Origin of the sequence: Bacteroides thetaiotaomicron VPI-5482, assembly GCF_000011065.1 — a bacterium.
GTDB classification, from domain to species: Bacteria; Bacteroidota; Bacteroidia; order Bacteroidales; family Bacteroidaceae; genus Bacteroides; species Bacteroides thetaiotaomicron.
Genome location: NC_004663.1, coordinates 4,357,858 through 4,381,914 on the forward strand (window position 1 = coordinate 4,357,858; position 24,057 = coordinate 4,381,914).

20 protein-coding genes and 1 pseudogene are annotated in these 24,057 nt (G+C 41.6%); 17 read left to right on the forward strand and 4 right to left on the reverse strand.

The window, feature by feature from the left end; all coding sequences use genetic code 11:
- Positions 1 to 112: 112 nt before the first annotated feature.
- A complete protein-coding gene (locus BT_RS17120; RefSeq protein ID WP_162303098.1) occupies positions 113 to 1,810 on the forward strand; it encodes a DUF5722 domain-containing protein in 1,698 nt (565 codons plus the stop codon).
- Positions 1,811 to 1,840: 30 nt separating this feature from the next.
- Positions 1,841 to 4,034 (forward strand): annotated as a pseudogene (locus tag BT_RS17125) (DUF5722 domain-containing protein).
- Positions 4,035 to 4,263: 229 nt separating this feature from the next.
- On the opposite strand, the gene BT_RS17130 reads toward BT_RS17125, so the two are convergent.
- Positions 4,264 to 4,875, reverse strand: a complete 612-nt coding sequence (locus BT_RS17130) for a DNA-binding protein (protein ID WP_011108808.1) — start codon at positions 4,873 to 4,875, stop codon at positions 4,264 to 4,266.
- 640 nt (positions 4,876 to 5,515) lie between these two features.
- On the opposite strand from BT_RS17130, the gene BT_RS17135 reads away from it, so the two are divergent.
- The 6 genes from BT_RS17135 (at position 5,516) to BT_RS17160 (ending at position 13,950) form a co-directional block, all read left to right on the forward strand.
- Positions 5,516 to 7,606, forward strand: coding sequence for a BT4734/BF3469 family protein (locus BT_RS17135; RefSeq protein ID WP_011108809.1), 2,091 nt, complete (start codon positions 5,516 to 5,518; stop codon positions 7,604 to 7,606).
- Between the two features lie 135 nt (positions 7,607 to 7,741).
- Positions 7,742 to 9,577 carry an ABC transporter ATP-binding protein gene (locus BT_RS17140; protein WP_011108810.1) on the forward strand — a complete coding sequence of 612 codons (1,836 nt, stop codon included), beginning with the start codon at positions 7,742 to 7,744 and terminating at the stop codon, positions 9,575 to 9,577.
- A 60-nt stretch (positions 9,578 to 9,637) separates the two neighbouring features.
- On the forward strand, positions 9,638 to 10,426 hold the full coding sequence (locus tag BT_RS17145) for a polysaccharide deacetylase family protein (RefSeq protein ID WP_008767591.1): 789 nt from the start codon (positions 9,638 to 9,640) through the stop codon (positions 10,424 to 10,426).
- Entirely contained in the window at positions 10,423 to 12,324 is a 1,902-nt protein-coding gene (locus tag BT_RS17150) for a glycosyltransferase 87 family protein (protein ID WP_008767592.1), read from the forward strand. Before BT_RS17145 ends, BT_RS17150 begins: the two co-directional genes overlap by 4 nt.
- A complete protein-coding gene (locus tag BT_RS17155; protein ID WP_008767593.1) occupies positions 12,309 to 13,469 on the forward strand; it encodes a glycosyltransferase family 87 protein in 1,161 nt (386 codons plus the stop codon). Before BT_RS17150 ends, BT_RS17155 begins: the two co-directional genes overlap by 16 nt.
- Positions 13,470 to 13,518: 49 nt before the next feature.
- Positions 13,519 to 13,950, forward strand: coding sequence for a GtrA family protein (locus tag BT_RS17160; RefSeq protein ID WP_008767594.1), 432 nt, complete (start codon positions 13,519 to 13,521; stop codon positions 13,948 to 13,950).
- A gap of 12 nt (positions 13,951 to 13,962) precedes the next feature.
- Here BT_RS17160 and BT_RS17165 read toward each other — a convergent pair whose 3' ends face one another.
- Complete coding sequence (locus BT_RS17165; protein WP_011108811.1) at positions 13,963 to 14,598, reverse strand: viroplasmin family protein; 636 nt, start codon at positions 14,596 to 14,598, stop codon at positions 13,963 to 13,965.
- Between the two features lie 138 nt (positions 14,599 to 14,736).
- On the opposite strand from BT_RS17165, the gene BT_RS17170 reads away from it, so the two are divergent.
- The 6 genes from BT_RS17170 (at position 14,737) to BT_RS17195 (ending at position 19,807) form a co-directional block, all read left to right on the forward strand.
- Positions 14,737 to 15,339 (forward strand): nitroreductase family protein, encoded by a 603-nt coding sequence (locus BT_RS17170; protein ID WP_008767596.1) that lies wholly within the window; start codon positions 14,737 to 14,739, stop codon positions 15,337 to 15,339.
- Between the two features lie 60 nt (positions 15,340 to 15,399).
- The gene (locus BT_RS17175) at positions 15,400 to 15,927 is read left to right on the forward strand and encodes a shikimate kinase (RefSeq protein ID WP_008767597.1); all 528 of its coding nucleotides are present in this window, start codon (positions 15,400 to 15,402) and stop codon (positions 15,925 to 15,927) included.
- 117 nt (positions 15,928 to 16,044) lie between these two features.
- Positions 16,045 to 17,937: a biosynthetic arginine decarboxylase gene (gene speA, locus BT_RS17180; RefSeq protein ID WP_008767598.1), complete on the forward strand. Its 1,893-nt coding sequence runs from the start codon at positions 16,045 to 16,047 to the stop codon at positions 17,935 to 17,937.
- A 59-nt stretch (positions 17,938 to 17,996) separates the two neighbouring features.
- Positions 17,997 to 18,770 (forward strand): acetylglutamate kinase, encoded by a 774-nt coding sequence (gene argB / locus BT_RS17185; protein WP_008767599.1) that lies wholly within the window; start codon positions 17,997 to 17,999, stop codon positions 18,768 to 18,770.
- A gap of 61 nt (positions 18,771 to 18,831) precedes the next feature.
- Positions 18,832 to 19,341, forward strand: coding sequence for an RNA polymerase sigma factor (locus BT_RS17190; RefSeq protein ID WP_008763658.1), 510 nt, complete (start codon positions 18,832 to 18,834; stop codon positions 19,339 to 19,341).
- The gene (locus BT_RS17195) at positions 19,331 to 19,807 is read left to right on the forward strand and encodes a hypothetical protein (RefSeq protein WP_011108812.1); all 477 of its coding nucleotides are present in this window, start codon (positions 19,331 to 19,333) and stop codon (positions 19,805 to 19,807) included. The genes BT_RS17190 and BT_RS17195 overlap by 11 nt, the downstream gene beginning before the upstream one ends.
- A gap of 175 nt (positions 19,808 to 19,982) precedes the next feature.
- Here the strand turns inward: BT_RS17195 and BT_RS17200 are convergent, their stop codons facing one another.
- Complete coding sequence (locus BT_RS17200) at positions 19,983 to 20,768, reverse strand: head GIN domain-containing protein (RefSeq protein WP_008767601.1); 786 nt, start codon at positions 20,766 to 20,768, stop codon at positions 19,983 to 19,985.
- 135 nt (positions 20,769 to 20,903) lie between these two features.
- Between BT_RS17200 and BT_RS17205 the strand changes: the two genes are divergently transcribed.
- Complete coding sequence (locus tag BT_RS17205; protein ID WP_008767602.1) at positions 20,904 to 21,602, forward strand: SprT family zinc-dependent metalloprotease; 699 nt, start codon at positions 20,904 to 20,906, stop codon at positions 21,600 to 21,602.
- 39 nt (positions 21,603 to 21,641) lie between these two features.
- Here BT_RS17205 and BT_RS17210 read toward each other — a convergent pair whose 3' ends face one another.
- Positions 21,642 to 22,037, reverse strand: a complete 396-nt coding sequence (locus tag BT_RS17210; protein WP_008763662.1) for a hypothetical protein — start codon at positions 22,035 to 22,037, stop codon at positions 21,642 to 21,644.
- 156 nt (positions 22,038 to 22,193) lie between these two features.
- Here BT_RS17210 and BT_RS17215 point away from each other — a divergent pair, with 156 nt between their 5' ends.
- Positions 22,194 to 23,435, forward strand: a complete 1,242-nt coding sequence (locus BT_RS17215; RefSeq protein ID WP_008767603.1) for a toll/interleukin-1 receptor domain-containing protein — start codon at positions 22,194 to 22,196, stop codon at positions 23,433 to 23,435.
- A gap of 154 nt (positions 23,436 to 23,589) precedes the next feature.
- Positions 23,590 to 24,057 carry a ribosome assembly cofactor RimP gene (gene rimP, locus BT_RS17220; protein ID WP_008767604.1) on the forward strand — a complete coding sequence of 156 codons (468 nt, stop codon included), beginning with the start codon at positions 23,590 to 23,592 and terminating at the stop codon, positions 24,055 to 24,057.

Sequence of the window (24,057 nt, forward strand, 5' to 3'; positions counted from 1 at the left end):
AAAAGAAGTAGGATTTTGCATGTGTTCATATTAATAGCTCTATATTTGTATAATTAAACCTAAACCCTTTTACAGTTTACTTATGGAGCTATTGAAAAGTCATTTTTTTAAAATGAGAAAGGCTTATATTGAGTCGTTTATTATTCTTTTGTTTCTGTCCTGTTGTCCTTTCATTGTTTCTTCCTGTCACGAGGAAGAGAAAGAGGAGATACCTGAATCTCCTTTTGACGAAGAAGATATTCAACACGAACAAGATCTGAATGCTTATTTGGGAAAAAGCTATTCGTGTAAAATTTCTCAGGTCTCAGTAATGGAATCTTCCGTTTGCGTTACTGGTGAATATACCGGTGAAGGCAACTTCTTTTTAGGTGAGATTCCTCCTTATTTGGATATCATAGATGTGAAGAAGGCTCCTTATAAGTTGAAGTTAGAAGATTCATCTTTTGAAATTAAGTTAGAGCGCTATGTAGAAAGGGATGGAGCGTTATATGACCGTCTTTTGTCAAAGTGGGCTATTTATAAAGAGGGAGTAGAAAGAGACCAACTGGTTTCTCATGCGCATCAAGCGGATGAAATTCATGCGTTTCAGAATCTTCCGGCTATCAAACTGACTTCAAAGAAAGGGTTGGGTGGAATTATTCCTAACCAATATATATCGGATTTTACTTCGTTGGGGATAAGCAGTGCTACGATTAATGTTTGTATCACTCAGTTTATGCACCTGACGCCAAGAGCGGGAGATATTGCGCATACTTATGGGGGAAGAACCTATTATATGGATGAAGGTTACCTCAAGACTGTGCTTGACGTTCCTCTTTTAGAAGCAGCCAAACGGAATATTGCTGTTGCTCCCATCATTCTTGTCGAACCGGCAGCTAAATGTGTAGACCCTGACTTGGGGGCATTGTTGCAACATCCGGATTATGAAAGAGGGGTTTATACAATGCCTAATATGACTACTCTGGAATCGGTGAATTGTTATGCGGCGGCATTTGATTTTCTGGCGAAAAGATATTGTACGGCGGACAATCGCTACGGGCGTATAGCTCATTGGATTATGCATAATGAGGTAGACGGCTGTATAGACTGGACAAATATGGGAGTAAAACCTCTTACTGTATTTACGGACACCTATATAAAATCAATGCGTATATGTTATAATATAGTACGCCAATATGATAAGCAGGCAGAGGTTTTGGGCTCCTTTACACATTCCTGGACACAGATAGCGAATGTGGGATGGTGGCTCTATACAAGCAAGGAAATCATTGATTTGTTGAATGTTTATAGTCGGGTAGAAGGGGACTTTCAGTGGGGATTAGCTTATCATAGCTATTCTCAGGATTTGACGAATCCATGTGTTTGGATTGATCCGAACGCAACGTTTTCCATGGATACCCAATTTATTACGTTTAAGAATCTGGAAGTTCTGAGTAAGTGGGCGCTTACCAAAGAAAATAAATATAAAGGGACTATTAAGCGCTCTGTCTGGCTTTCTGAGGCTGGAGTAAATTCTCCTACTTATTCGGATGAAGATTTTCAGAAGCAAGCGGCTAGTTTGGCTTTCGCCTGGAAGAAAATCAATGCATTGGAAGGGATTGATGGGCTACAATGGCATAATTGGTTTGATCATCCGGGAGACGGAGCTTGCTTCGGATTGCGTAAATACTTGGATGAATCTTACAGAGGGGAAGCCAAACCTGTGTGGGAAGTTTATCGAAAAGCAGGCACAAATGAAGAAGATGAATACTTCGAACAATTCTTACCTTTAATTGGAATTCCTGATTGGAATATTATTGAGAATTTTTAATCAACGACATTATTAACTAAAACTGAAATTATGGAAAATTTGAAAGTTTTCTTTACGAGAAGGCCTGAACGCCTGCTAGGGCGATGTGGCATGTTGTTTTTAATGGCATTTTTTGTGATGAACTTGTCTTCCTGTAATGATGACTTTATTGAAGATGATGGGGGAGAAGTTATTCCTCCTGAGGATATTGTTATCCCGCCTGTTTATATGTTATTGGATGGGCCCTATAAGTCGGGAGTAACGTTAACTCAGAATGAAGACAGTAGTTATACGATAGAAACTACTAATGGTGATCCTTGGGCGACTGCCGGTTTGTTTAAAGAAGATGTTCCCGAAGAATGTAATGTTCTTGAATTTGAATATCAGACGGAAATGGGGATGAGTAACCTTGAACTCTTTTTTGCTGATGCAAAAAATGGGATTGATGCTACTCATAGCATGAGTGCGGGAACCGTTCCTGCTTCTACGGAATGGGCTTCATTCAGCGTTCGTCTAAAGAAATATAGACAGGAGTTTGATTGGGGAAAAGTGAAAGATTTTCTGCGTCTGGATTTTGGAGACCAGCCTAATAATATCATACAAATGCGTAATATACGCCTACGTATGATGAATGATGAGGAAAAACAGGCGGAAGAGGACGAGAATAATGAAGCACTTAATAAAGAGAAGTACGAACAAGGAATTAAAGATTATCTGAATAAAGAATATGATTGCCATGTAACTGATGTGGTGGTAGGAGAGAGTACGATCAGTATTCAAGGTAACTATACGGGAGAAGGTACTTTCTTCTTGGGAGAGATTCCACCATTTGTGGATATGTTCAAAGTGGAAAAGGTGGAAAATAAAACACCTTTATCAAACGGCTCTTTTAACGTTCAGTTGGATAGATATGTTACTATAGGTGACTATAAGTATGATCGTTTATTGTCTAAGTGGGCTATATACAAAGAAGGAGCTTCCAAGGATGAGATTGTTTCTCATGCCCGCTATGCGAACGTGGATAAAATACACGTAAAACAAAGTGTTGAGGCTATTCCTTTAAAATCTAAGAAGGGGTTGGGAGGATTGATAAACCATGGATTCCTTGCATCTGATTTGGATGATTTGGGTATTGCCAGTGCCACCATCAACATTCCTATTTCTCATTTCATGCATCTTTCTCAACAGGAAGGAGATATTCCGCATACTTACGGTGGCAGGACATATTATTTTAATGAGGGATATATGAAGAGTTCATTTGATGCTGTGTTGGAGCAAACGAGTAAACGTGGAATCTCTGTAGCAGGTATTTTGCTGGTTCCTCCTACCGGAGATGCCGGTACTCTTTTGAAACATCCGGATTTTAATGGTATAGCTCCTTATACAATGCCCAATATGACCACAATAGAGTCTACAAATTGTTACGCTGCAGCACTTGACTTCCTGGCAGAAAGATATAGTGACCCTAATATGCGCATAGCGCACTGGATTATACATAACGAAGTGGATGGAGGAAGTCATTGGACCAATATGGGTGACAAACCGATTGCCACGTTTATGGATACTTATCTCCGTTCGATGCGTATGTGCTATAATATTGCGCATCAATATGACCAGCACTCAGAAGTCTTTATCTCTTTCTCGCATGGATGGAATATCGCTGCCGGTGGCGGTTGGTATAAAGTAAGAGATATGCTCGACTTTATGAATCAGTTCAGTGAAAGCGAAGGTGATTTCTTCTGGTCATTGGCGTGTCATAGTTACCCGGCTCAGTTAGGTAACCCGTGTACTTGGAGATGATGAACAGGCAACTTATTCTATGGATACGGAATATGTGACCTTGAAAAATTTGGAAGTGTTGGATAAGTGGGTGAAAACATCCCGAAATCAATATAAAGGAACTATCAGACGTTCTGTATGGCTTTCTGAAGCGGGCACATGTTCGCCATCTTATGAAGATGATGATTTGCAGGATCAGGCTGCCGGATTTGCTTATGGTTGGAAGAAGATTAACAATTTGGACGGTATTAATGGCATACAATGGCATAGTTGGTTTGACCATTTGGGAGATGGTGCTTGTTTGGGATTGCGTAAGTATGCCGATGCACCTCATAATGGTGAAGCCAAGCCTGTATGGACAACCTATCAAAAAGCGGATACAGATGAAGAAGATGATTATTTTGAACAGTATTTATCTCGAATAGGGATTGATAGTTGGGAAGGAATTATTCAAGATATTCCATAAGCGATATTAGGTAAAAGAGGAAGCTCATTTGTGCTTCCTCTTTGGGTGTTGTGATTATATCTAAGTCTGCTATAAAAGAATTTTTTTAGTCTCACGGTCTCACTACTTTTGCATAATCACCTAATAACTAGGATATTATAGAATGAGAGATACTTTTTACAGAGGTATCTCTCATTCTTTTCTCACTGGAATTACCCTATTTTACCCTATCTCTCATTCTATTTTACAACTATTTCCCATAATGTCCTGGACACGGCACATAAATCGGTTGCGTACGAATTCCGATATTCTGCAAAGAACCTTCTTCTTTCAACCTGCGAATATGGCGCGCCGCCATACTGTGTGTGAATTGGCAAAGTGACTGCATATCAGAGCGGGTCAAAACCGTATGCGTAGCGAAGTACCCGGTTAATTTTTTGTCTATTTCTTCCTGGGAGAGGGTAGCCGAGTGGGGTTTATACTTTGAGCGTTGTGCATGCATACCTATAAGCTCACCTTTTAAATCTCTGTCCGCCAAGAAACTGACCGATTTAAACTTCACTTTGTCAGCGTGTGCGGCCATGGAATGTATCGGCTCTGTTGCTTGTAATGTGATCTGAAAATAGCCGACCCCGTCAAGATGTACTCTTTGCCCTTCGCGTAAGTGGTTGCCCATGCACCGACTGAGTTCCATTAACATTGCTTCCACTTCGGCCTTGCCAAAGGTAGTTGCCGAGTGAATTTCGACTGCCAGTCTTTGGGTAGTCACGTGTTGAAAATTCACGACTCTGGGATGATAACTTGTTTCCCCCTCTTCTTCTCCCTGAACGGGATTCTTATAAAATTCGAATTGTACTGCCATCTTAATTGTTGTTTATCTGTTGTTTATATATGGTGTTACTTATCTCTTCGGCATTTAAAGCCTTTATCTGCGTGTCATCTTACTGACATCTTCATCGTTCTACCCGGGTGAACCGATCATTGCACCTTCGAGAACGTATCTGTGTACCTGGGTGAACAGGTCGGTTCACCCGGGTAGTATGATGAATAACGTCCTTCAAAGATACGACAATAATAGTTGTAAAACAAGCAATTATAGGATTGTTTGCATGATAATGAATGGTAAAATATATGCGCCTTAAAGTACTTCTAAAAGGAGAAATGTATAGGTCTGAAATTAAATAATGGAAGTTGGAAAGCAGAATGAGAGATAAACAAAAGAAGGTGAGAGACAGGTTAGAATAGAGTAATTTCAGTGAGGGAATGATGAGAGATACCTCTGTAAAAAGTATCTCTCATCCTATAATATATTAATTATTTGATGATTATGTAAAAGTAGTGAGACCGTGAGACTAAAATATATTTTTTCTTTTCTAGTAGAGGGAGAGGAGATGGGAATGAAACTTATGATCAGAAACTTGTTTACATAGAATGTTTACAGTACTTTTGTGCAAAATATATATTGCCCTACAACGCAAGCAGGACAAACAGCGAAAGAAAAAATGAGAATAACACAAGTGAGAGACGATGGCAAAGTAAATACGATGCGTACGTTGAAGATTGAACAGCTCGTAGAGCAGATGAAAAAGGAAACTAAAGCACAACTGGTCTCTAATATGAGAGAAGTCCTGCCTTATATACTTCCCGGTGATAAAAATGATTATATAGAGAGGGTCCCGAAGATACTTCCGGCGGCAGCTTTTGTCAGAAAAAACGGGGTGATGGCGATGGCCGAATATAATGGAATCGTTATGCTTCAGGTCAACGGGTTGTCCGGACGTATGGAAGCTGATGAGGTGAAGGAGTGTGTGAAGGAACTGCCTCAGACGTATCTTGCTTTTATCGGTTCTTCAGGAAAGTCTGTAAAGATATGGGTTCGTTTTACGTATCCTGACAATCGTCTGCCTGATAATCGCGAACAGGCGGAAGTCTTTCATGCGCATGCTTATCGTCTGGCTGTGAAATATTACCAGCCCCAACTCCCGTTTGATATCGAATTAAGAGAGCCTTCGCTGGAACAGTATTGCCGACTGACTTTCGACCCAGAGCTGTATTTTAATCCCGAAGCCATGCCTGTTTATCTGAAACAGCCAGCATCTTTGCCGGGGGAAACCACCTATCGAGAGCAGGTACAGGCGCAGGCTTCTCCTTTACAGCGGCTTGTTCCCGGATATGATAGTTACGAAGCACTTTCTGTTCTTTTTGAAGCAGCATTTGCCCGGGCATTGGCCGAGCAAAAAGGATACCGCCCAGGCGATGATATACACTCATTGCTTGTTTGTCTGGCTGAGCAGTGTTTTCGTGCCGGTATTCCACAGGAAGACACCGTGCGATGGGCACGTGCTCATTATCGTTTACCGAAAGATGAATTCCTGATTCGCGAGACGGTGAAGAACGTGTATGGTACGTGCGAGGGTTTTGCCGATAAAAGTAGTTTGCTGCCGGAGCAATTGTTTGTCATGCAGACAGATGAGTTTATGAAACGCCGATATGAGTTTCGTTTCAATATGCTGACTTCGAGCGTGGAATACCGTGAGCGGAACAGTTTCAACTTTTATTTTCGCCCCATAGACAAACGGGTGATGGCAAGTATTACGATGAATGCGATGTATGAGGGCATCAAACTTTGGGATAAGGATGTGGTCCGATATCTGAATTCCGATCATGTTCCCGTTTATCACCCTGTCGAGGAATTTCTTTATGATCTTCCCCATTGGGACGGTAAAGACCACATCCGTGACCTGGCTGAAAGAGTTCCTTGTGATAATCCTCATTGGGGACAACTTTTTCGTCGTTGGTTTCTCAGTACAGTGGCGCACTGGCGTGGAGTTGACAAAAATCATGCGAACAGTACTTCACCTATTCTAATCGGTCCGCAGGCTTATCGTAAGTCTACCTTTTGCCGTCTGATTCTGCCTCCGTGTTTGCAGGCGTATTATACGGACAGCATTGACTTTAGCCGTAAAAGGGACGCCGAGTTGTATCTGAATCGTTTTCTTCTTATCAATATGGATGAGTTTGATCAGATAGGTGTCAATCAGCAGTCATTCCTTAAACATATTTTGCAAAAACCGGTTGTTAATACCCGTCGCCCGAATGCGTCAGCTGTGGAATCACTCCGCCGGTATGCTTCTTTTATCGGGACGAGTAATCATAAAGACTTACTGACAGACACTTCCGGTAGTCGCCGTTTTATCGGCGTCGAAGTGACGGGAGTGATTGATGTGGTGCGTCCCATTGATTATGAGCAGCTTTATGCACAAGCAATGACGGCGCTTTATAAAAATGAACGGTATTGGTTTGATGAAGAAGAGGAAGCTATTATGACGGAGTCTAATCAGGAGTTTGAGCAGTCTCCTGCGATCGAGCAATTGTTTCAGGTATATTATCGGGCGGCGGCCGACGAAGAGGCAGGAGAATGGTTGCTTGCTGCGGATTTGCTACAACGAATACAGAAGGCTAGTAAGATGAAGTTTTCACCTCGGCAAGTATCTTATTTGGGGCGTATTCTGCAAAAGTTGGGAGTGAAATCGTACCGGAGATCTCATGGGGTTTATTATCATGTGGTGCCCATATCTTTTGATAATGAGTAGTGTTGGAGTGAAATAGACGAATAAATGGTCAAGAAGGTGGCTATTATATAATTCGTATTAATTATTGAAAGAAACCTTCAACTGTTAGACAGTTTTATTGTATCTTTGCAGCCTTAACTTATTTTATTTCAAATAATGAAGGAATTTTTGCAACTGATGCGACGTTTTGTGTCGCCATATAAGAAGTATATCGGATGGGCTATTTTGCTGAATATCTTGTCAGCTGTATTCAATGTGTTTTCATTTACTTTGTTAATTCCGATTCTGGATATTTTGTTTAAAACAGGAGAGAATAATAAGGTATATGAGTATATGGAATGGGGAACTGCCGGTTTTAAAGATGTTGCGATAAATAATTTCTATTATTATGTTTCCCAAATGATTCAGGATAATGGTCCTACTACTGCTTTGATTTTTCTGGGACTGTTTCTGGCTTTGATGACTTTATTTAAAACGTCCTGTTATTTTGCATCTTCAGCTGTGATGATTCCATTGCGTACAGGAGTTGTCAGGGATATCCGTATCATGGTATATGCGAAGGTAATGCGTTTGCCGATGGGCTTTTTCTCAGAGGAGAGAAAAGGAGATATTATAGCTCGTATGAGTGGTGATGTGGGAGAGGTGGAAAACTCTATTACCAGTTCATTGGACATGTTGATAAAGAGCCCTATCATGATTATATTGTATTTTATAACATTGATTGCTACCAGCTGGAAGTTAACTCTTTTCACCGTTTTGGTATTGCCGGCTATGGGCTGGCTGATGGGTAAGGTCGGAAGAAAACTAAAGCGTCAATCACTGGAGGCACAAGGTAAGTGGAGTGATACAATGTCTCAGTTGGAAGAAACATTGGGTGGTTTGCGTATTATCAAAGCGTTTATTGCAGAAGACAGAATGATAGATCGTTTTACGAGGTGTAGTAATGAACTCCGTGATGCAGTCAATAAAGTGGCTATGCGACAAGCTTTGGCTCATCCGATGAGTGAGTTCTTGGGAACAATTTTGATTGTATCTGTATTATGGTTTGGTGGTGCTTTGATTTTAGGGCATAATTCGTCATTAACTGCACCAACGTTTATATTTTATATGGTTATTTTGTATAGCGTGATAAATCCGTTGAAAGACTTTGCCAAGGCTGGTTACAATATCCCCAAGGGGCTTGCTTCTATGGAACGTGTGGACAAAATATTGAAGGCTGAAAATAATATTAAAGAAATTCCTAATCCGAAACCATTGACTGGAATGAATGATCGGATTGAGTTTAAAGATATAAGCTTTAGCTATGATGGTAAAAGAGAAGTGTTGAAACATGTGAACTTAACAGTGCCAAAGGGAAAGACAGTTGCTTTGGTAGGACAGTCAGGCTCAGGAAAATCAACGCTCGTAGATTTATTGCCACGTTATCATGATGTGCAAGGAGGAGATATCACCATCGATGGTACAAGTATTAAAGATGTACGTATTGCCGATTTGCGCAGTTTGATTGGCAATGTAAATCAAGAAGCCATTCTTTTTAATGATACATTTTTCAATAATATTGCTTTTGGCGTAGAAAATGCAACTATGGAACAAGTCATAGAGGCCGCTAAGATTGCCAATGCCCATGATTTTATTATGGAAAAGCCGGAAGGATATAATACAAATATCGGTGACCGTGGCGGCAAACTTTCCGGTGGACAGAGACAGCGTGTCAGCATCGCCCGTGCTATTCTGAAGAATCCTCCCATCCTGATTCTGGATGAGGCTACTTCTGCACTGGATACTGAATCGGAACGTTTGGTACAAGAAGCATTGGAGAGATTGATGAAGACGCGTACCACGATTGCAATTGCTCACCGTCTTTCTACTATCAAAAATGCGGATGAGATTTGTGTGCTCTATGAAGGGGAAATCGTAGAGCGTGGACGTCATGAAGAATTATTGGAATTAGACGGTTATTATAAAAGACTAAACGATATGCAAGCATTATAGGCTGTGGCTGCATATTTGCAGCAACTCACAGCAACAAACGTAAACTAGACTGATATTGGAATGATTTTATTAAGTTTTGACATTGAGGAATTTGATGTGCCCAAAGAACATCAGGTGGACATATCAATGGAAGAGCAAATTAAAGTTTCTGTAGAGGGGACTACCCGAATTTTGGATTGCTTAGAACGGAATCAGGTAAAAGCGACCTTTTTCTGTACGGCAAATTTTGCTCTTCATGCTCCTGATATAATAAAGCGCATTCAGGAGGGAGGTCACGAGATTGCTTCTCATGGCTTCTATCATTGGACCTTTGAAGTAGAAGATCTGAAAAGGTCGAAGGATCAGTTGGAGGAAATCACCGGAACCAAAGTTTATGGCTATCGGCAGGCACGCATGATGCCTGTGTCGGAAAAAGCTGTATATGAGGCGGGGTATATATATAATTCTTCCTTGAATCCGACATTTATCCCAGGAAGATATATGCGGCTTTCTACTCCCCGTACTCCTTTTATAAAAGACCGTGTGATGCAAATGCCGGCATCAGTTACTCCTTTGCTGCGTTTTCCTTTATTTTGGCTTTCCTGCCATAATTTGCCTGCTTCACTTTATCGTTGGCTGTGTAAATACACTCATCGGCATGATGGATATTTTGTGACATACTTTCATCCGTGGGAATTTTATCCGTTAAATGAACATCCGGAATGGAAACTGCCATTTATTATAAGGAATCATGCAGGAGAAGGAATGGAAAAAAGGCTGGATGCTTTCATCCTATATTTTAGGAAAAAGAATGTTAGTTTTGGTCGTTTTATAGATTATATAAAACTAAACAAGGATATAATGAAATGAAAGATATAATAAGATTTATACTAAGGTTAGTGCAAAATCCTATTGTATTAGCAATTTTGTGGTTTGGGGTGGCTATCAGGGGATTTTGGGTAAGCTGGACAGAAGGACTTGCAAATAACTACTTGATATTTTCCCGTTCATTTTTTCATGCTTTGGAGCAAACGCCTTTATATGTAGAATATCCTAAAGAATATTTTGATTTATTTCTATATGGCATTCCTTTTACTTTATTGATTGCTCCTTTTTCAATCATGCCAACAATGGTGGGTTCTGCTTTGTGGAGTTTGTGTAATGCTCTTTTATTGTACTTTGCTATAAAAAAGTTAGAGTTTGAAAAATGGAAAACAGCCATTATTGTTTGGTTGTCATATAATGGCTTATATTTATCTGTTGTGACTCAGCAGTATAATGCAGCAGTAGCCGCTTTCATTCTTTTTACTTTTATTCTTGTCGAGAGAAAAAAAGATTTTTGGGCTGCATTGATGATTGTGTTAGGCACATTAACCAAAATTTATGGGATTGTGGGGTTAGCTTTTTTCCTTTTCTCTAAAAGAAAATTATATTTTCTGTGGGGAATTCTATTTTGGGCATTCGTTCTATTTGTAGTTCCAATGTTTTATACTTCTCCACAATATGTATTTGATTCTTATAAAGAATGGGTTAGTATTCTTGTAGTTAAGAATGATGTTAATGAGTTGAGCTTTTATCAGAATATCTCTTTATTAGGAATGGTTCGAAAGATTACTCATGCTGTTGAATATAGCGATATGTGGCTGATAATTCCTGGAATTGTTTTATTCTTATTACCTTATTTGCGTATTGGACAATATGAGAATAGAAATTTTCGGCTTTCGTTTTTGGCATCAGTTCTGTTATTTATGGTCTTGTTTAGTACGGGGACGGAAGAATGTGGATATGTGGGAGCTCTAATTGGTGTGGGTATATGGTATGTAAGTACGCCAACGTATAAAAAATCGTTTGTGCTGAATACATGCTTATTGCTATTCTGTTTTGCGTTGACGGCAGCGTCTTCAAGCAGTATTCTTTTTTCAAAACATTTCAGGACTGAATACATAACTTCATTTGCACTTAAAGCTCTCCCATGTGCTATTATTTGGTTTAAAATCATCTGGGAACAATTAACTCAGGACTATACATCAAGAACTCCAACTCCTTTTCTACATAAAAAAGATGATGAACGGATTGATGTCATATTGCCCTGTTATAATCCTCATGAAGGATGGGAGCAGCAACTGATTGAAAAACATAAAGAGTTGGAAGGGATGCTGAACGGGTACAATATTCGCTTTATCGTAGTAAATGATGGTTCCAAACGCGGATTTACGGAAGAAGCTGTACTTCGTTTGACAAATAACTTACCCAACACTATCATTGTAGACAATAAGATAAATCAAGGGAAAGGAGCTGCTGTTCGTGATGGTATAGCACATTCTGATTCAGAGCTGGCTCTTTATACAGATTATGATTTTCCATATAAGATTGAGTCTGTTTGTCAGGTGATTAAATATCTTGAGGAAGGGTATGATGTAGTTGTAGCAAATCGTAATCATACGTATTATTCACAACTTTCTACCCGCAGAAAGTTGGCGAGTCATGCTTCACGTTTCTTGAACTTTATGCTGTTAGGGCTGACTCACACAGATACACAGGGGGGATTAAAAGGTTTTAACTGTAAGGGAAAAGCTTTTCTTGCGTCCACTCGTATTAAACAGTTCTTGTTTGATACGGAGTTTATATATAAGGCCTCTCTTGATGATACCACCTTCATCAAAGAGGTTCCTGTAGACTTAAGAGGCGAAGTGATGTTGCCTGATATGAAAAAGGGGGTATTTGTAAATGAACTAAAAAACTTATTGATGATATGTTGGAGAGGTTGAAAGGATATGTGCAGAATCCCGTCTTTCTATTCATCTTGTGGATGGGAGTAGGATTAGCTTGCAGTTTATCATTGATGATGAAGGGGACATATAGCAATTATGTTATATTTAGCCAGTCTTTTTGGCATGCGATATCTTCTTCTCCTTTATATGTAGAATATCTTCAGGAACAGAAGGATTTCTTTCTGTATGGTATTTCTTTCACTGCGTTGATTTCTCCTTTTGCGGTTCTTCCCAGACCGTTGGGGATGATCCTTTGGTGCCTGGTGAATTGTGGTTTCCTTTATTATGCTATCAGCAAGTTAGATTTGAAAAAGTGGCAATTTGCTGTTGTTATATTAGTTTCTGTAAATGACGTTTTTACAGCTGTTTTGTCTCAGCAATATAGCATAGGTATTACGGCTATGATTATTTTTGCCTATGTACTGATCGAGAAAGAAAAGGATTTTTGGGCTGCTTTGATGATTGTATTAGGGACTATGACCAAACTTTATGGGATAGTCGGACTGGCTTTCTTTTTATTCTCGAAACACAAAATGAAACTCGCCGGCGGATTAGTCTTTTGGGCAGTGATCGTTTTTCTGCTTCCGATGCTCTATGCTTCTCCGGAATATGTCGTTCATTCGTATAAGGAATGGCTCGATGTGCTTGTCTATAAGAATGGGCTGAATCAGTTTAGCATCAATCAAAACATATCTTTGCTGGGTATGTTACATCGGATAACGGGAGCTTCATTCAGCGATTTATGGATAATCGTGCCCGGAATGATTTTGTTTGCCCTTCCTTATTTACGCATCCGGCAATACGGAAATGAATCTTTCAGATTCTTGTTTCTATCCTCTGCACTTTTGTTTATGGTGCTATTTAGCACCGGCACTGAAACCTATGGCTATCTGACTGCCATGATTGCTGTTGGAATCTGGTATGTAAAGACACCGACAAAAGCTGCCACACCGATATTGAATCTGTCATTGCTTATATTCTGTATTCTACTGACTTCTTTGTCTACTACCGATCTTTTTCCAAGATTCATAAGAGCGGAATATGTGAAACCTTATGCTCTGAAGGCTCTGCCTTGTACCTTGATATGGCTGAAAATAGTGTGGGAACAACTGACTCAGGACTTTGCGCGTCCATCTGACTGAATGAAAATGAAACATCTGAACTGAACTATAAAACTAAAACTACTTACTAATGGAAATTGTAAAATCAGTATTTCAATCGAAGGGTAAACGTTACCAGTTTATTCGTTATTGCACGGTGGGAACGTTGGCCGCCGGAATACATTATGGGGTTTATTATCTGTTGCAGGAATACGAAATGACCAACTTGAATATTGCCTACACGATAGGCTATGTGACGAGTTTTATCTGTAATTTCTTTCTGACTTCTTATTTCACGTTCCGTAGCAACCCTTCTTTGAAAAGGGCTTTGGGATTTGGAGGCAGCCATTTGGTGAACTATCTGATACATATGGGATTGTTCAATTTGTTCCTCTATTTGAATGTAGATCAGGAGATAGCTCCCTTGTGTGTGCTCGCTGTGGCTGTTCCCACTAATTTTCTGATGCTCCGCTTTGTGTTTAAACATAAGAAGGAACAGGCTGCTGATCAAGTCGCAGAATAGACTTTCCGGCTATTATTTTCTGCCGAAGTCTGCCGGAATTTCTCCCCACACTTTGGTTTCCCATTTAAGAATACGGGTGGTGTAAGTGTTCTCTCTGAGCCACTTCTCTGCCCGTTCTATCACTTTAAACAGTTCTTCGGTCTCTTCATTCCGGGGAAGTTTGGTTTTGCATTTTTTCTGTCGCACCCAGCTGATGGCATTCACGCTGTCGCTATAAATGGGCATATCAAATCCTTTCTGTTTCAGCAATGCCAGTCCGTGCACGATGGCCAGAAACTCTCCGATATTGTTTGTACCTTTCATCGGGCCGAAATGAAAAATTTCCTGGCGGCTTGCCACGTGTACTCCCCGATACTCCATCGGACCGGGATTGCCACTGCACGCAGCATCGACTGCCAGACTATTGTCAATGACGGAAGCAGGCAGTGTATCGGAACCGGTTCGGGCAGCTTCCGTTTTTTTCTTCGCATTCTTGCCGATGTAAGCGTAAGGTGACGAGGCCAGTGCACGTTCCGCCTCTTCGCGGGTGTCAAACGATTTGTACTTTGCACCTTCATAACCCTTGATCTGGAGCTGGCAATCCGTCCAGGAAGCATATACTCCCGGCGTCACTCCTTCCCATACTACGTAGAACTTTTCTTTAGCCATTTTCTGATAATGAATGATTATGTCAACAGCATTGACGGTGCGAAGGTACAAATATATTCCGGAATCGAACAAGTTGGCAGAGAAGCTTGTTCTAATTTATAAGGAGTTTAAGAAAATAAAATTAAGAAAGGAGCCATTATGGAAAGAACTTTTAGTGAAGCTTTGAAGAATCGTCGGACTTATTATTCGATTACCGACCAGTCACCTATTCCGGATCAGGAGATAGAATGCATTATCAATCTGGCTGTGAGACACGTGCCGTCGGCATTCAATTCTCAATCTACCCGTGTGGTGCTTCTTCTTGGCAAGTCTCATAAAAAGTTATGGAACATTGTAAAAGATGCGTTGAGGAAGATTGTGCCGGGAGAAGCGTTTGCGAAAACCGAAGAAAAGATTGACAATTCCTTTGCCTGTGGATATGGTACGGTGTTGTTCTTTGAAGATCAGAAGGTGGTGAAGGGGCTTCAGGAAGCTTTCCCGTCTTATCAGGAGAATTTCCCCGGATGGTCATTACAAACCTCAGCGATGCATCAGCTGGCTGTTTGGGTCATGCTTGAAGATGTGGGCTTCGGTGCTTCCTTGCAACATTATAATCCGTTGATTGATGATGAGGTGCGTCGGGCATGGAATTTGCCTGCACATTGGCATCTGATTGCGGAAATGCCGTTTGGAGTGCCCGTCAATAAGCCGGGAGAAAAAGAGTTCCAGCCACTGGAAGAACGGATAAAAGTTTTTAAATAATAGAGAATCATTCTTCATTATTCATTAAATGATTAATTTTGTGAGCAAAATTAATCATTTATGGTTCGTATCTTCCTTACCGGCTATATGGGTGCCGGAAAAACTACTTTGGGCAAGGCTTTTGCCCGCAAACTGAATGTCCCGTTCATTGATCTGGACTGGTATATCGAAGAACGTTTTCATAAAACTGTCGGAGAACTATTCACGGAACGGGGGGAAGCCGGATTTCGAGAGTTGGAAAGAAATATGCTTCATGAGGTAGCTGAGTTTGAGAACGTCGTTATCTCTACAGGCGGGGGAGCACCCTGCTTTTATGACAATATGGAGTTTATGAACCGGACGGGGAAAACCGTTTTCTTGAATGTACATCCCGATGTGCTGTTCAGACGCTTGCGTATTGCCAAGCAGCAACGTCCCATTCTTCAGGGAAAGGAAGATGATGAATTAATGGATTTCATCATTCAGGCGCTTGAAAAGCGCGCACCTTTTTATACGCAGGCGCAATATATCTTTAATGCGGACGAACTGGAAGACCGCTGGCAGATTGAATCATCTGTGCAACGTCTGCAGGAACTGCTGGAATTATAAATTAAGACCGGTTATATAAACCAATTGGAAGAAATAATATCCAATTAATTGGCAGCCTGTAGATAAATCTGTATTTTTGCCATCCAATTATTTACTAAAAACACTGAATAACAGAAAATGAGAAAGTGGCGTATTGAAGATTCTGAAGAACTCTACAACATTACGGGTTGGGGTACTTCGTACTTTAGTATTAATGACGCAGGTCATGTTGTTGTTACACCGCGGAGAGATGGAGTGACCGTCGACCTGAAGGAACTGGTTGACGAGTTACAATTGCGGGATGTGGCATCTCCCATGCTGTTGCGTTTCCCGGATATTTTGGACAACCGTATTGAAAAGATGTCTTCCTGTTTTAAGCAGGCTGCCGAAGAGTACGGGTATAAAGCCGAGAATTTTATCATCTATCCCATTAAGGTCAACCAGATGCGTCCTGTGGTAGAAGAGATTATCAGCCACGGAAAGAAATTCAATCTCGGACTGGAAGCCGGTTCCAAACCGGAACTTCATGCGGTGATTGCCGTCAATACGGATTCTGACTCATTGATTGTTTGTAACGGCTATAAAGACGAAAGTTATATCGAACTGGCACTCCTTGCCCAAAAGATGGGCAAACGTATCTTCCTCGTAGTAGAGAAGATGAACGAACTGAAACTGATAGCCAAAATGGCGAAGCAGTTGAATGTGCAGCCCAATATCGGTATTCGTATTAAACTGGCTTCTTCCGGCAGTGGAAAATGGGAAGAATCGGGCGGTGATGCCAGCAAGTTCGGTCTGACTTCCAGCGAACTGCTCGAAGCGCTTGACTTTATGGAAAGCAAGGGCTTGAAAGATTGCCTGAAACTGATTCATTTCCATATTGGCAGCCAGGTGACGAAGATTCGTCGCATTAAGACGGCTTTGCGCGAAGCTTCTCAATTTTACGTGCAGCTTCACTCTATGGGATTCAATGTGGAGTTTGTGGACATCGGCGGCGGACTGGGCGTTGATTATGACGGAACCCGTTCTTCCAATAGTGAAGGTAGTGTAAACTATTCTATTCAGGAATATGTGAATGACTCCATTTCTACATTGGTAGATGTCAGCGATAAAAACGGCATCCCGCATCCGAACATCATTACCGAGAGCGGACGGGCATTGACGGCTCATCACTCTGTCTTGATCTTCGAGGTGCTCGAAACAGCTACTCTTCCGGAATGGGATGATGAAGAGGAAATCGCTCCGGATGCACATGAGCTTGTGCAGGAACTGTACAGTATCTGGGATTCGTTGAACCAGAATAAGATGCTGGAAGCATGGCATGATGCACAACAGATTCGGGAAGAAGCGCTCGACTTGTTCAGTCATGGTATTGTGGATTTGAAGACCCGTGCTCAGATCGAGCGTTTGTATTGGTCCATTACGCGGGAAATTAATCAGATCGCCGGAGGCTTGAAACATGCGCCGGATGAATTCCGGGGATTGTCCAAGTTGCTGGCGGATAAATATTTTTGTAATTTCTCATTGTTCCAGTCCTTGCCCGACTCTTGGGCGATTGATCAGATATTTCCGATTATGCCTATTCAGCGGTTGGATGAGAAGCCGGAGCGTTCGGCTACCCTGCAGGATATCACCTGTGATTCGGACGGAAAGATTGCAAATTTCATTTCTACCCGGAATGTGGCTCATTATCTGCCTGTGCATAGTCTGAAGAAAACAGAACCTTACTATCTGGCTGTTTTCCTGGTCGGAGCTTATCAGGAGATTCTGGGAGATATGCATAATCTGTTTGGAGATACGAATGCTGTTCACGTTTCTGTGAATGAAAAGGGATATAATATCGAACAGATTATTGATGGTGAGACAGTAGCGGAAGTGTTGGATTACGTACAATATAATCCTAAAAAACTGGTACGTACCCTTGAAACATGGGTGACCAAGTCTGTAAAAGAAGGAAAGATATCATTGGAAGAGGGTAAAGAGTTTCTGTCCAACTATCGTTCGGGACTTTACGGCTATACTTACTTAGAATAACCGACAAGGTGCCGGAGCTGAGTTCTCCATTCGGCAAACTTATTAGAATTGAATAAAAAATGAGGGAAAAACTAACTGTAATTAAGGTGGGTGGAAAAATCGTAGAAGAGGAAGCCACCCTTCTTCAGTTGTTGAATGACTTTGCCGCCATCAGCGGACATAAAGTGCTGGTTCACGGCGGCGGTCGCTCGGCAACAAAGATTGCCGCACAACTAGGTATTGAAAGCAAAATGGTAAATGGTCGTCGTATTACCGATGCGGAAACGTTGAAAGTGGTAACGATGGTGTATGGTGGTCTGGTAAACAAGAATATTGTTGCCGGGTTGCAGGCCCGTGGAGTGAACGCTCTTGGACTGACTGGGGCGGATATGAATGTGATCCGATCGGTAAAGCGTCCGGTGAAAGAGGTTGATTATGGTTTCGTGGGCGATGTGGAGAAGGTAGATGCTTCTTTGCTGGCTGATCTGATTCATAAAGGAGTGGTGCCCGTGATGGCACCGTTGACACACGATGGTCAAGGTAATATGCTGAATACAAATGCGGATACCATTGCCGGAGAGACGGCAAAGGCTTTGTCGGCGCTGTTTGACGTGACGCTGGTGTACTGCTTCGAAAAGAAAGGTGTGCTGCGTGACGAGAATGATGACGATAGTGTGATCCCTGAGATTACCCGTGCCGAATTCGAACAATACGTTGCTGACGGCGTTATTCAAGGTGGCATGATTCCTAAGTTGGAGAATTCTTTTGAAGCAATTAATGCAGGAGTTACAGAAGTTGTAATTACCTTAGCATCAGCGATTAAAGACAACGAAGGAACGCGGATAAAAAAATAATTCAAAAAAAAGTAATGGGCGTCTGTAACTTTTCGTATCCCAGCCCGTCATTATTATAGAGATGCAAGAGATCAGCTTCCGAAACGATATTTTGCCGTTGAAGGATAAACTCTTTCGACTGGCGCTCAGAATAACCCTGGATAGGGCAGAAGCCGAGGATGTCGTTCAGGACACCATGATAAGGGTGTGGAACAAGCGTGATGAGTGGTCGCAATTTGAATCGGTTGAAGCCTATTGCCTGATAGTGGCAAAGAATCTGGCTATAGACCGGAGCCAGAAGAAAGAAGCTCAGAATGTGGAAATCACCCCCGAAATGGAGGAAGAACCTGATGCAAACAGTCCGTATGACCAGTTGGTTCATGATGAGAAAATGAACATTATCAATAGACTGGTGAACGAACTTCCCGAAAAACAGCGGCTTATCATGCAACTGAGGGACATTGAAGGTGAAAGCTATAAGAAAATTGCAACCCTTCTGAATCTGACAGAGGAACAAGTGAAAGTGAACCTTTTCAGAGCCAGACAAAAGGTAAAACAAAGGTATTTAGAAATTGACGAATATGGATTATAAGGATATAGAACAGCTCCTGGAGCGATATTGGCAATGCGAAACTTCCGTGGAGGAGGAATCTGTGTTGCGCGACTTCTTCACAAAGGAGGAAGTACCCGCTCATTTGCTCCGCTATAAAAACTTGTTTGTTTATCAGCAGGTTCAGCAGGAGGTAGGACTGGGCGAAGACTTTGACGCACGTATTCTGGCACAGGTGGAAACTCCGGTAGTGAAGGCAAAGCGTCTGACACTGACAGGAAGATTCATCCCCCTGTTCAAGGTCGCTGCTGTGATTGCAATCATCCTTTCATTAGGAAATGTAGCGCAACATTCTTTTTCCGGAGATGATGGAAGAGTATTGGCAACGGATACCATTGGTAAACAGCTGACCGCACCGTCGGTAGCTCTGTCAAATGAGCTGAAAGCAGATCAGGCATTGGCTGACAGCCTTGCGAAGATCAACAAGGTGCAGGTTATGAAAGAATAGACATTTTCATTTGCTTTAAACATATAATATAGTTAGTGTGCTTTAATTAAAACAACATCGAAAGCGAAACTGTGAAGTTTTCAATTCTCTCAAATTTTTTATAATGAAACTAACTAAATAAATGGGCTACCGCGAGATGCAGTAGCCCTTTTATGTTTTTGGGATGTTTATGGATTTAGTCTAGTTTGCGGAGCTTCTTGTGAGGGAAATCAATAGCCTGAGGATTTCCTTTGTAAGCGACGTTGCCGCTTCCGCTGACGTGCCCGCCTAGTTTGCCGTTGACGAAGCAGCTGATGTTACCCGAACCCGAGATACCTGCATATACGTCCGTAGCTTCCAGGTCGGCAGCTTTGATATTGCCGGAACCTGATATGTTGTACTTTGCTGCGCCTGTCATGCCGTCAAGGGTGATGTTGCCCGATCCGGAAATGCTTGCAGAGCAGGTTTTGCTGTCGATTTGTTTGAGTCTGACATCACCCGAACCATGAATTGAGATGGCCAGATGTCCGGTATCGAATGTGCTTCCTCCTAAATTGCCCGAACCGTTAATCGTTACTTTAAGATCTCCCTCGGTGTGAATGCCGTTCGCAAAGAGAATGCCACCCGATCCGTTGAGTGTCAGTCCGTTCAGGTCCGGTGAGAAAACTTTGATCTCTAGTTTGCCCTTGTCGATGATATTGACATTCTTTTTAAATTTTATATTCAATGTTTTTCCGTTTACTTTTGTTTCCAGGAGTTCTACGATATTGTCCGAACCGTAAATCTCGATGCGGGAGGAGGAGTCTTGCTGGTAGATGATGTTGGCACTTCCGGACATGCTGATGTCATTGAAATGTTCCAGATTCTCTTTTTTGGTGATGTAGTTTTTACTGCCTTTCACAATAGGGCCATTAAAACAGGAGGTGGCGGAGAATATCAGAATTATTCCGAGCAGCCATGCAGTCAATGTGTTTCTTTTCATAATTGATAGTTGATTTTAATATGAGTTTATATGGATTAGACGTTGCGAGTTACTATAAAGTTGCATTGAATATCACTTTTTTCGCCACCGGCTTCTTTTTTTATTATTTTTGCAGCATCGGTTAAGGAGGAGAAAATGGATACAGTGATAGAAGATGATGAATTGGGAAGTTTGATAGTACGTGTCAATCCACGTGCCCGCAGTTTGGTGTTCCGTACCAAAAGCGATGCGGTCTACGTTTCTGTACCTCCCGGCACCACGACGAAAGAGGTGAAGCGTGCTATTGAGAATCTTCGTAGTAAGTTGCTGCTTTCCCGTCAGAAGGTTGCCCGTCCGTTGATTGACTTGGACTATAAGATTGATGCCGAGCATTTCAAACTATCTCTCATCTTAGGTGAAAAGGAGCAGTTTTTGGCTAATTCGCGATTGGGTGTCATGCAGATCGTTTGTCCGCCTCAAGCGGATTTTACTGATGAAAATTTACAGAACTGGTTGCGTAAAGTGATTGAAGAATCTTTGAGGCGGAATGCGAAAAGTATTCTTCCTCCTCGTTTGGAGCATCTTTCGGCGCAATGTGGATTGTCTTATGCCAGCGTGAAGATAAACTCCAGCCAGGGACGCTGGGGGAGTTGCTCGGCGAGAAAAAATATAAATCTGTCCTATTATCTTGTCCTGTTGCCCTCCCACCTGATCGACTATGTGCTTCTGCACGAGTTGTGCCATACTCGTGAGATGAATCACGGTGAGCGTTTCTGGGACTTGCTGAACCGGTTCACAGATGGCAAGGCCCTTGCTTTGCGTAAAGAATTGAAGAAGTATCGCACAGAGATATAAGATGCTTGGGATAAGGAACTCCTGATATTAAGCAGACTCTTATTTAGCAAGCTGTTTGATTCCGTCCGTTTCTTTTTCAAACTGATAAGTTCCTCCCTTCTCGCTGAGATCGAAAACGGATGCTATTTCCGTTTTATTGTCTACAATCATCAGTGCGCTTTGTTCTGCAAACCGACCGACCTCTACCGTAAAGGCTTCTTCCTGCATGACTTGATTGGCGATAAGGCTGTCATTGACGAACAGCGAAATGGAATCTCCGGCAAATCCTTTTACCAGGCTGATCGTATAAGTTTCAATATAATGTCGTTCTGCCTGGTTTTCCCGTTGCAGGCGTAAGCTCATATAAATGAAAATAACTACGACAAAAATGACGGCAAAAGCCAGAATGCCATTGCCGACCATAAACTGTTTGTTGGTGTTGAGATGATGTGCCATAGCCGTTGTATTTTTAATTATTGCGGTGTAAAGATACAATTATTTTTTGTATTACTAAGAATTTCATTATCTTAGCAACCAACATCCGTCTGAATTCAGGATTGTATCGGTGTCGTGGAGTGTGTAAACCTAAGTTGAATATATACAATAAAGATTATGGATCATGAAGTGTTTATTAGCTATTCAAGTGCCAATATACAGACGGCACAGGCAATATGTCATGCATTAGAAAGTAACAGGATCAAGTGTTGGATGGCTCCGCGTGACATAAGACCCGGAGCGGAGTATGGTGATATTATTGAAGAAGCTATTGTGACCTGTAAAGTGTTCCTGATTGTCTTTTCTGAAACGTCTCAAATATCCCGCTGGGTGCGTAGTGAACTGAATATTGGCTTTAGCAGCAATAAGCCTATTATACCTTTCCGCATAGATCCTACTGATCTGAAAGGGTCTATGAAACTGATGCTGAATGATAAACACTGGCTGAATGCTTATCCTAATCCGGAAGAGAAGTTTAGTGAGCTGGCTGCGGTCATACTTGATCTGTTGCAACATCCGGCTGTGGATACAATTTCACCTCCCGGCTTTCAACCGGCTTCGAATGTCGCTTCTGCAGACGGTAGTAATGCCGGTGCGCAGGGGTTATTCGGAAAACTGCTCAATCAGCTGTTCGTTAAGCGGAGAGTGAAAGTAACTTCTGATCATGCTGCCGAAATATTCCTGAATGGTGAGAGAAAAGGAAAACTGGATGCTTATGAAACTGGTAACTATTCTGTCAGTGAGGATTTCTATCAGCTGGAAGTTTATAGCTGTGAGTACGGGAAAAAAGTGAAATGTGAATATAGCGGATCTTTTTCCAATTCTTCGACAGTTATTATTTCTGTGGATATGGCTACGGCTGAAAAGCAATATCTGATGAAAGCTAAAAATATAACTTCCGGGCAGATCAATGATTTGGGAATTATCTTCCTGGATGAAGGAAAATTTGAAGATGCCCAGGAGTGTTTCCTGAAAGCTGCAAGTATGGGAGAAGCTGCCGCTGCTTATAATTTAGGAATGATGTACCATTTTGGCAAAGGGGTGGAAATAGATTACGATGTCGCGCGTGAATATTATGAAGAGGCGGTAAAGAGTGACTATCCGTTGGCGCTGAATAATTTGGGCTCAATTTATTATAACGGACATGGAGTGAGAAAAGACATTGCGAAATCGTTCCCATATTTTTGTCGTGCGGCAGAGAGAGGGGTGGAATCCGCTCAGTTTACGGTTGCTACCATGTTGTTTTACGGTCAGGGAGTGGCAGTAGATAAAGCCAAGGCTAAAAAGTGGTTCCAAAAAGCCGCAGCTCAAGGCTGTAAGGATTCTCAAAACTATCTGAATTCCTGGGTTGATGATTAGATATTGGTGTTTGTGCCTGATATACGACTATTAATTCATACTTTTTTTCTTTAATGTTTTGTAGTCGAATAGATTATTTATATCTTTGCAACCGAAATGGATGAAAGGTGGAGGGGCGATTAAGCTCCTTTTTTTGTTCTTATATAGTTAATAAATGATAGAAAAGAAAACTGTTTGTCAGATTGTTGAAGAGTGGCTGGAAGGAAAAGACTACTTTCTGGTAGAGGTGACCGTGAGCCCGGATGACAAGATCGTGGTCGAAATAGACCACGCAGAAGGAGTTTGGATTGAAGACTGCGTAGAGCTTAGCCGCTTTATCGAGTCGAAACTGAACCGTGAAGAGGAAGATTATGAACTGGAAGTGGGCTCTGCCGGTATCGGACAACCCTTTAAAGTGCTGCAACAGTATTACATCCACATCGGACAAGAGGTGGAAGTAGTGACCAGAGACGGACGTAAACTGGCAGGTATCCTGAAAGATGCCGATGAAGAGAAGTTTACAGTAGGCGTACAGAAGAAGGTAAAACTCGAAGGTTCCAAGCGTCCGAAGTTGATCGAAGAGGACGAAACCTTCACTTATGAGCAAATAAAATATACTAAATACTTAATTAGCTTTAAATAG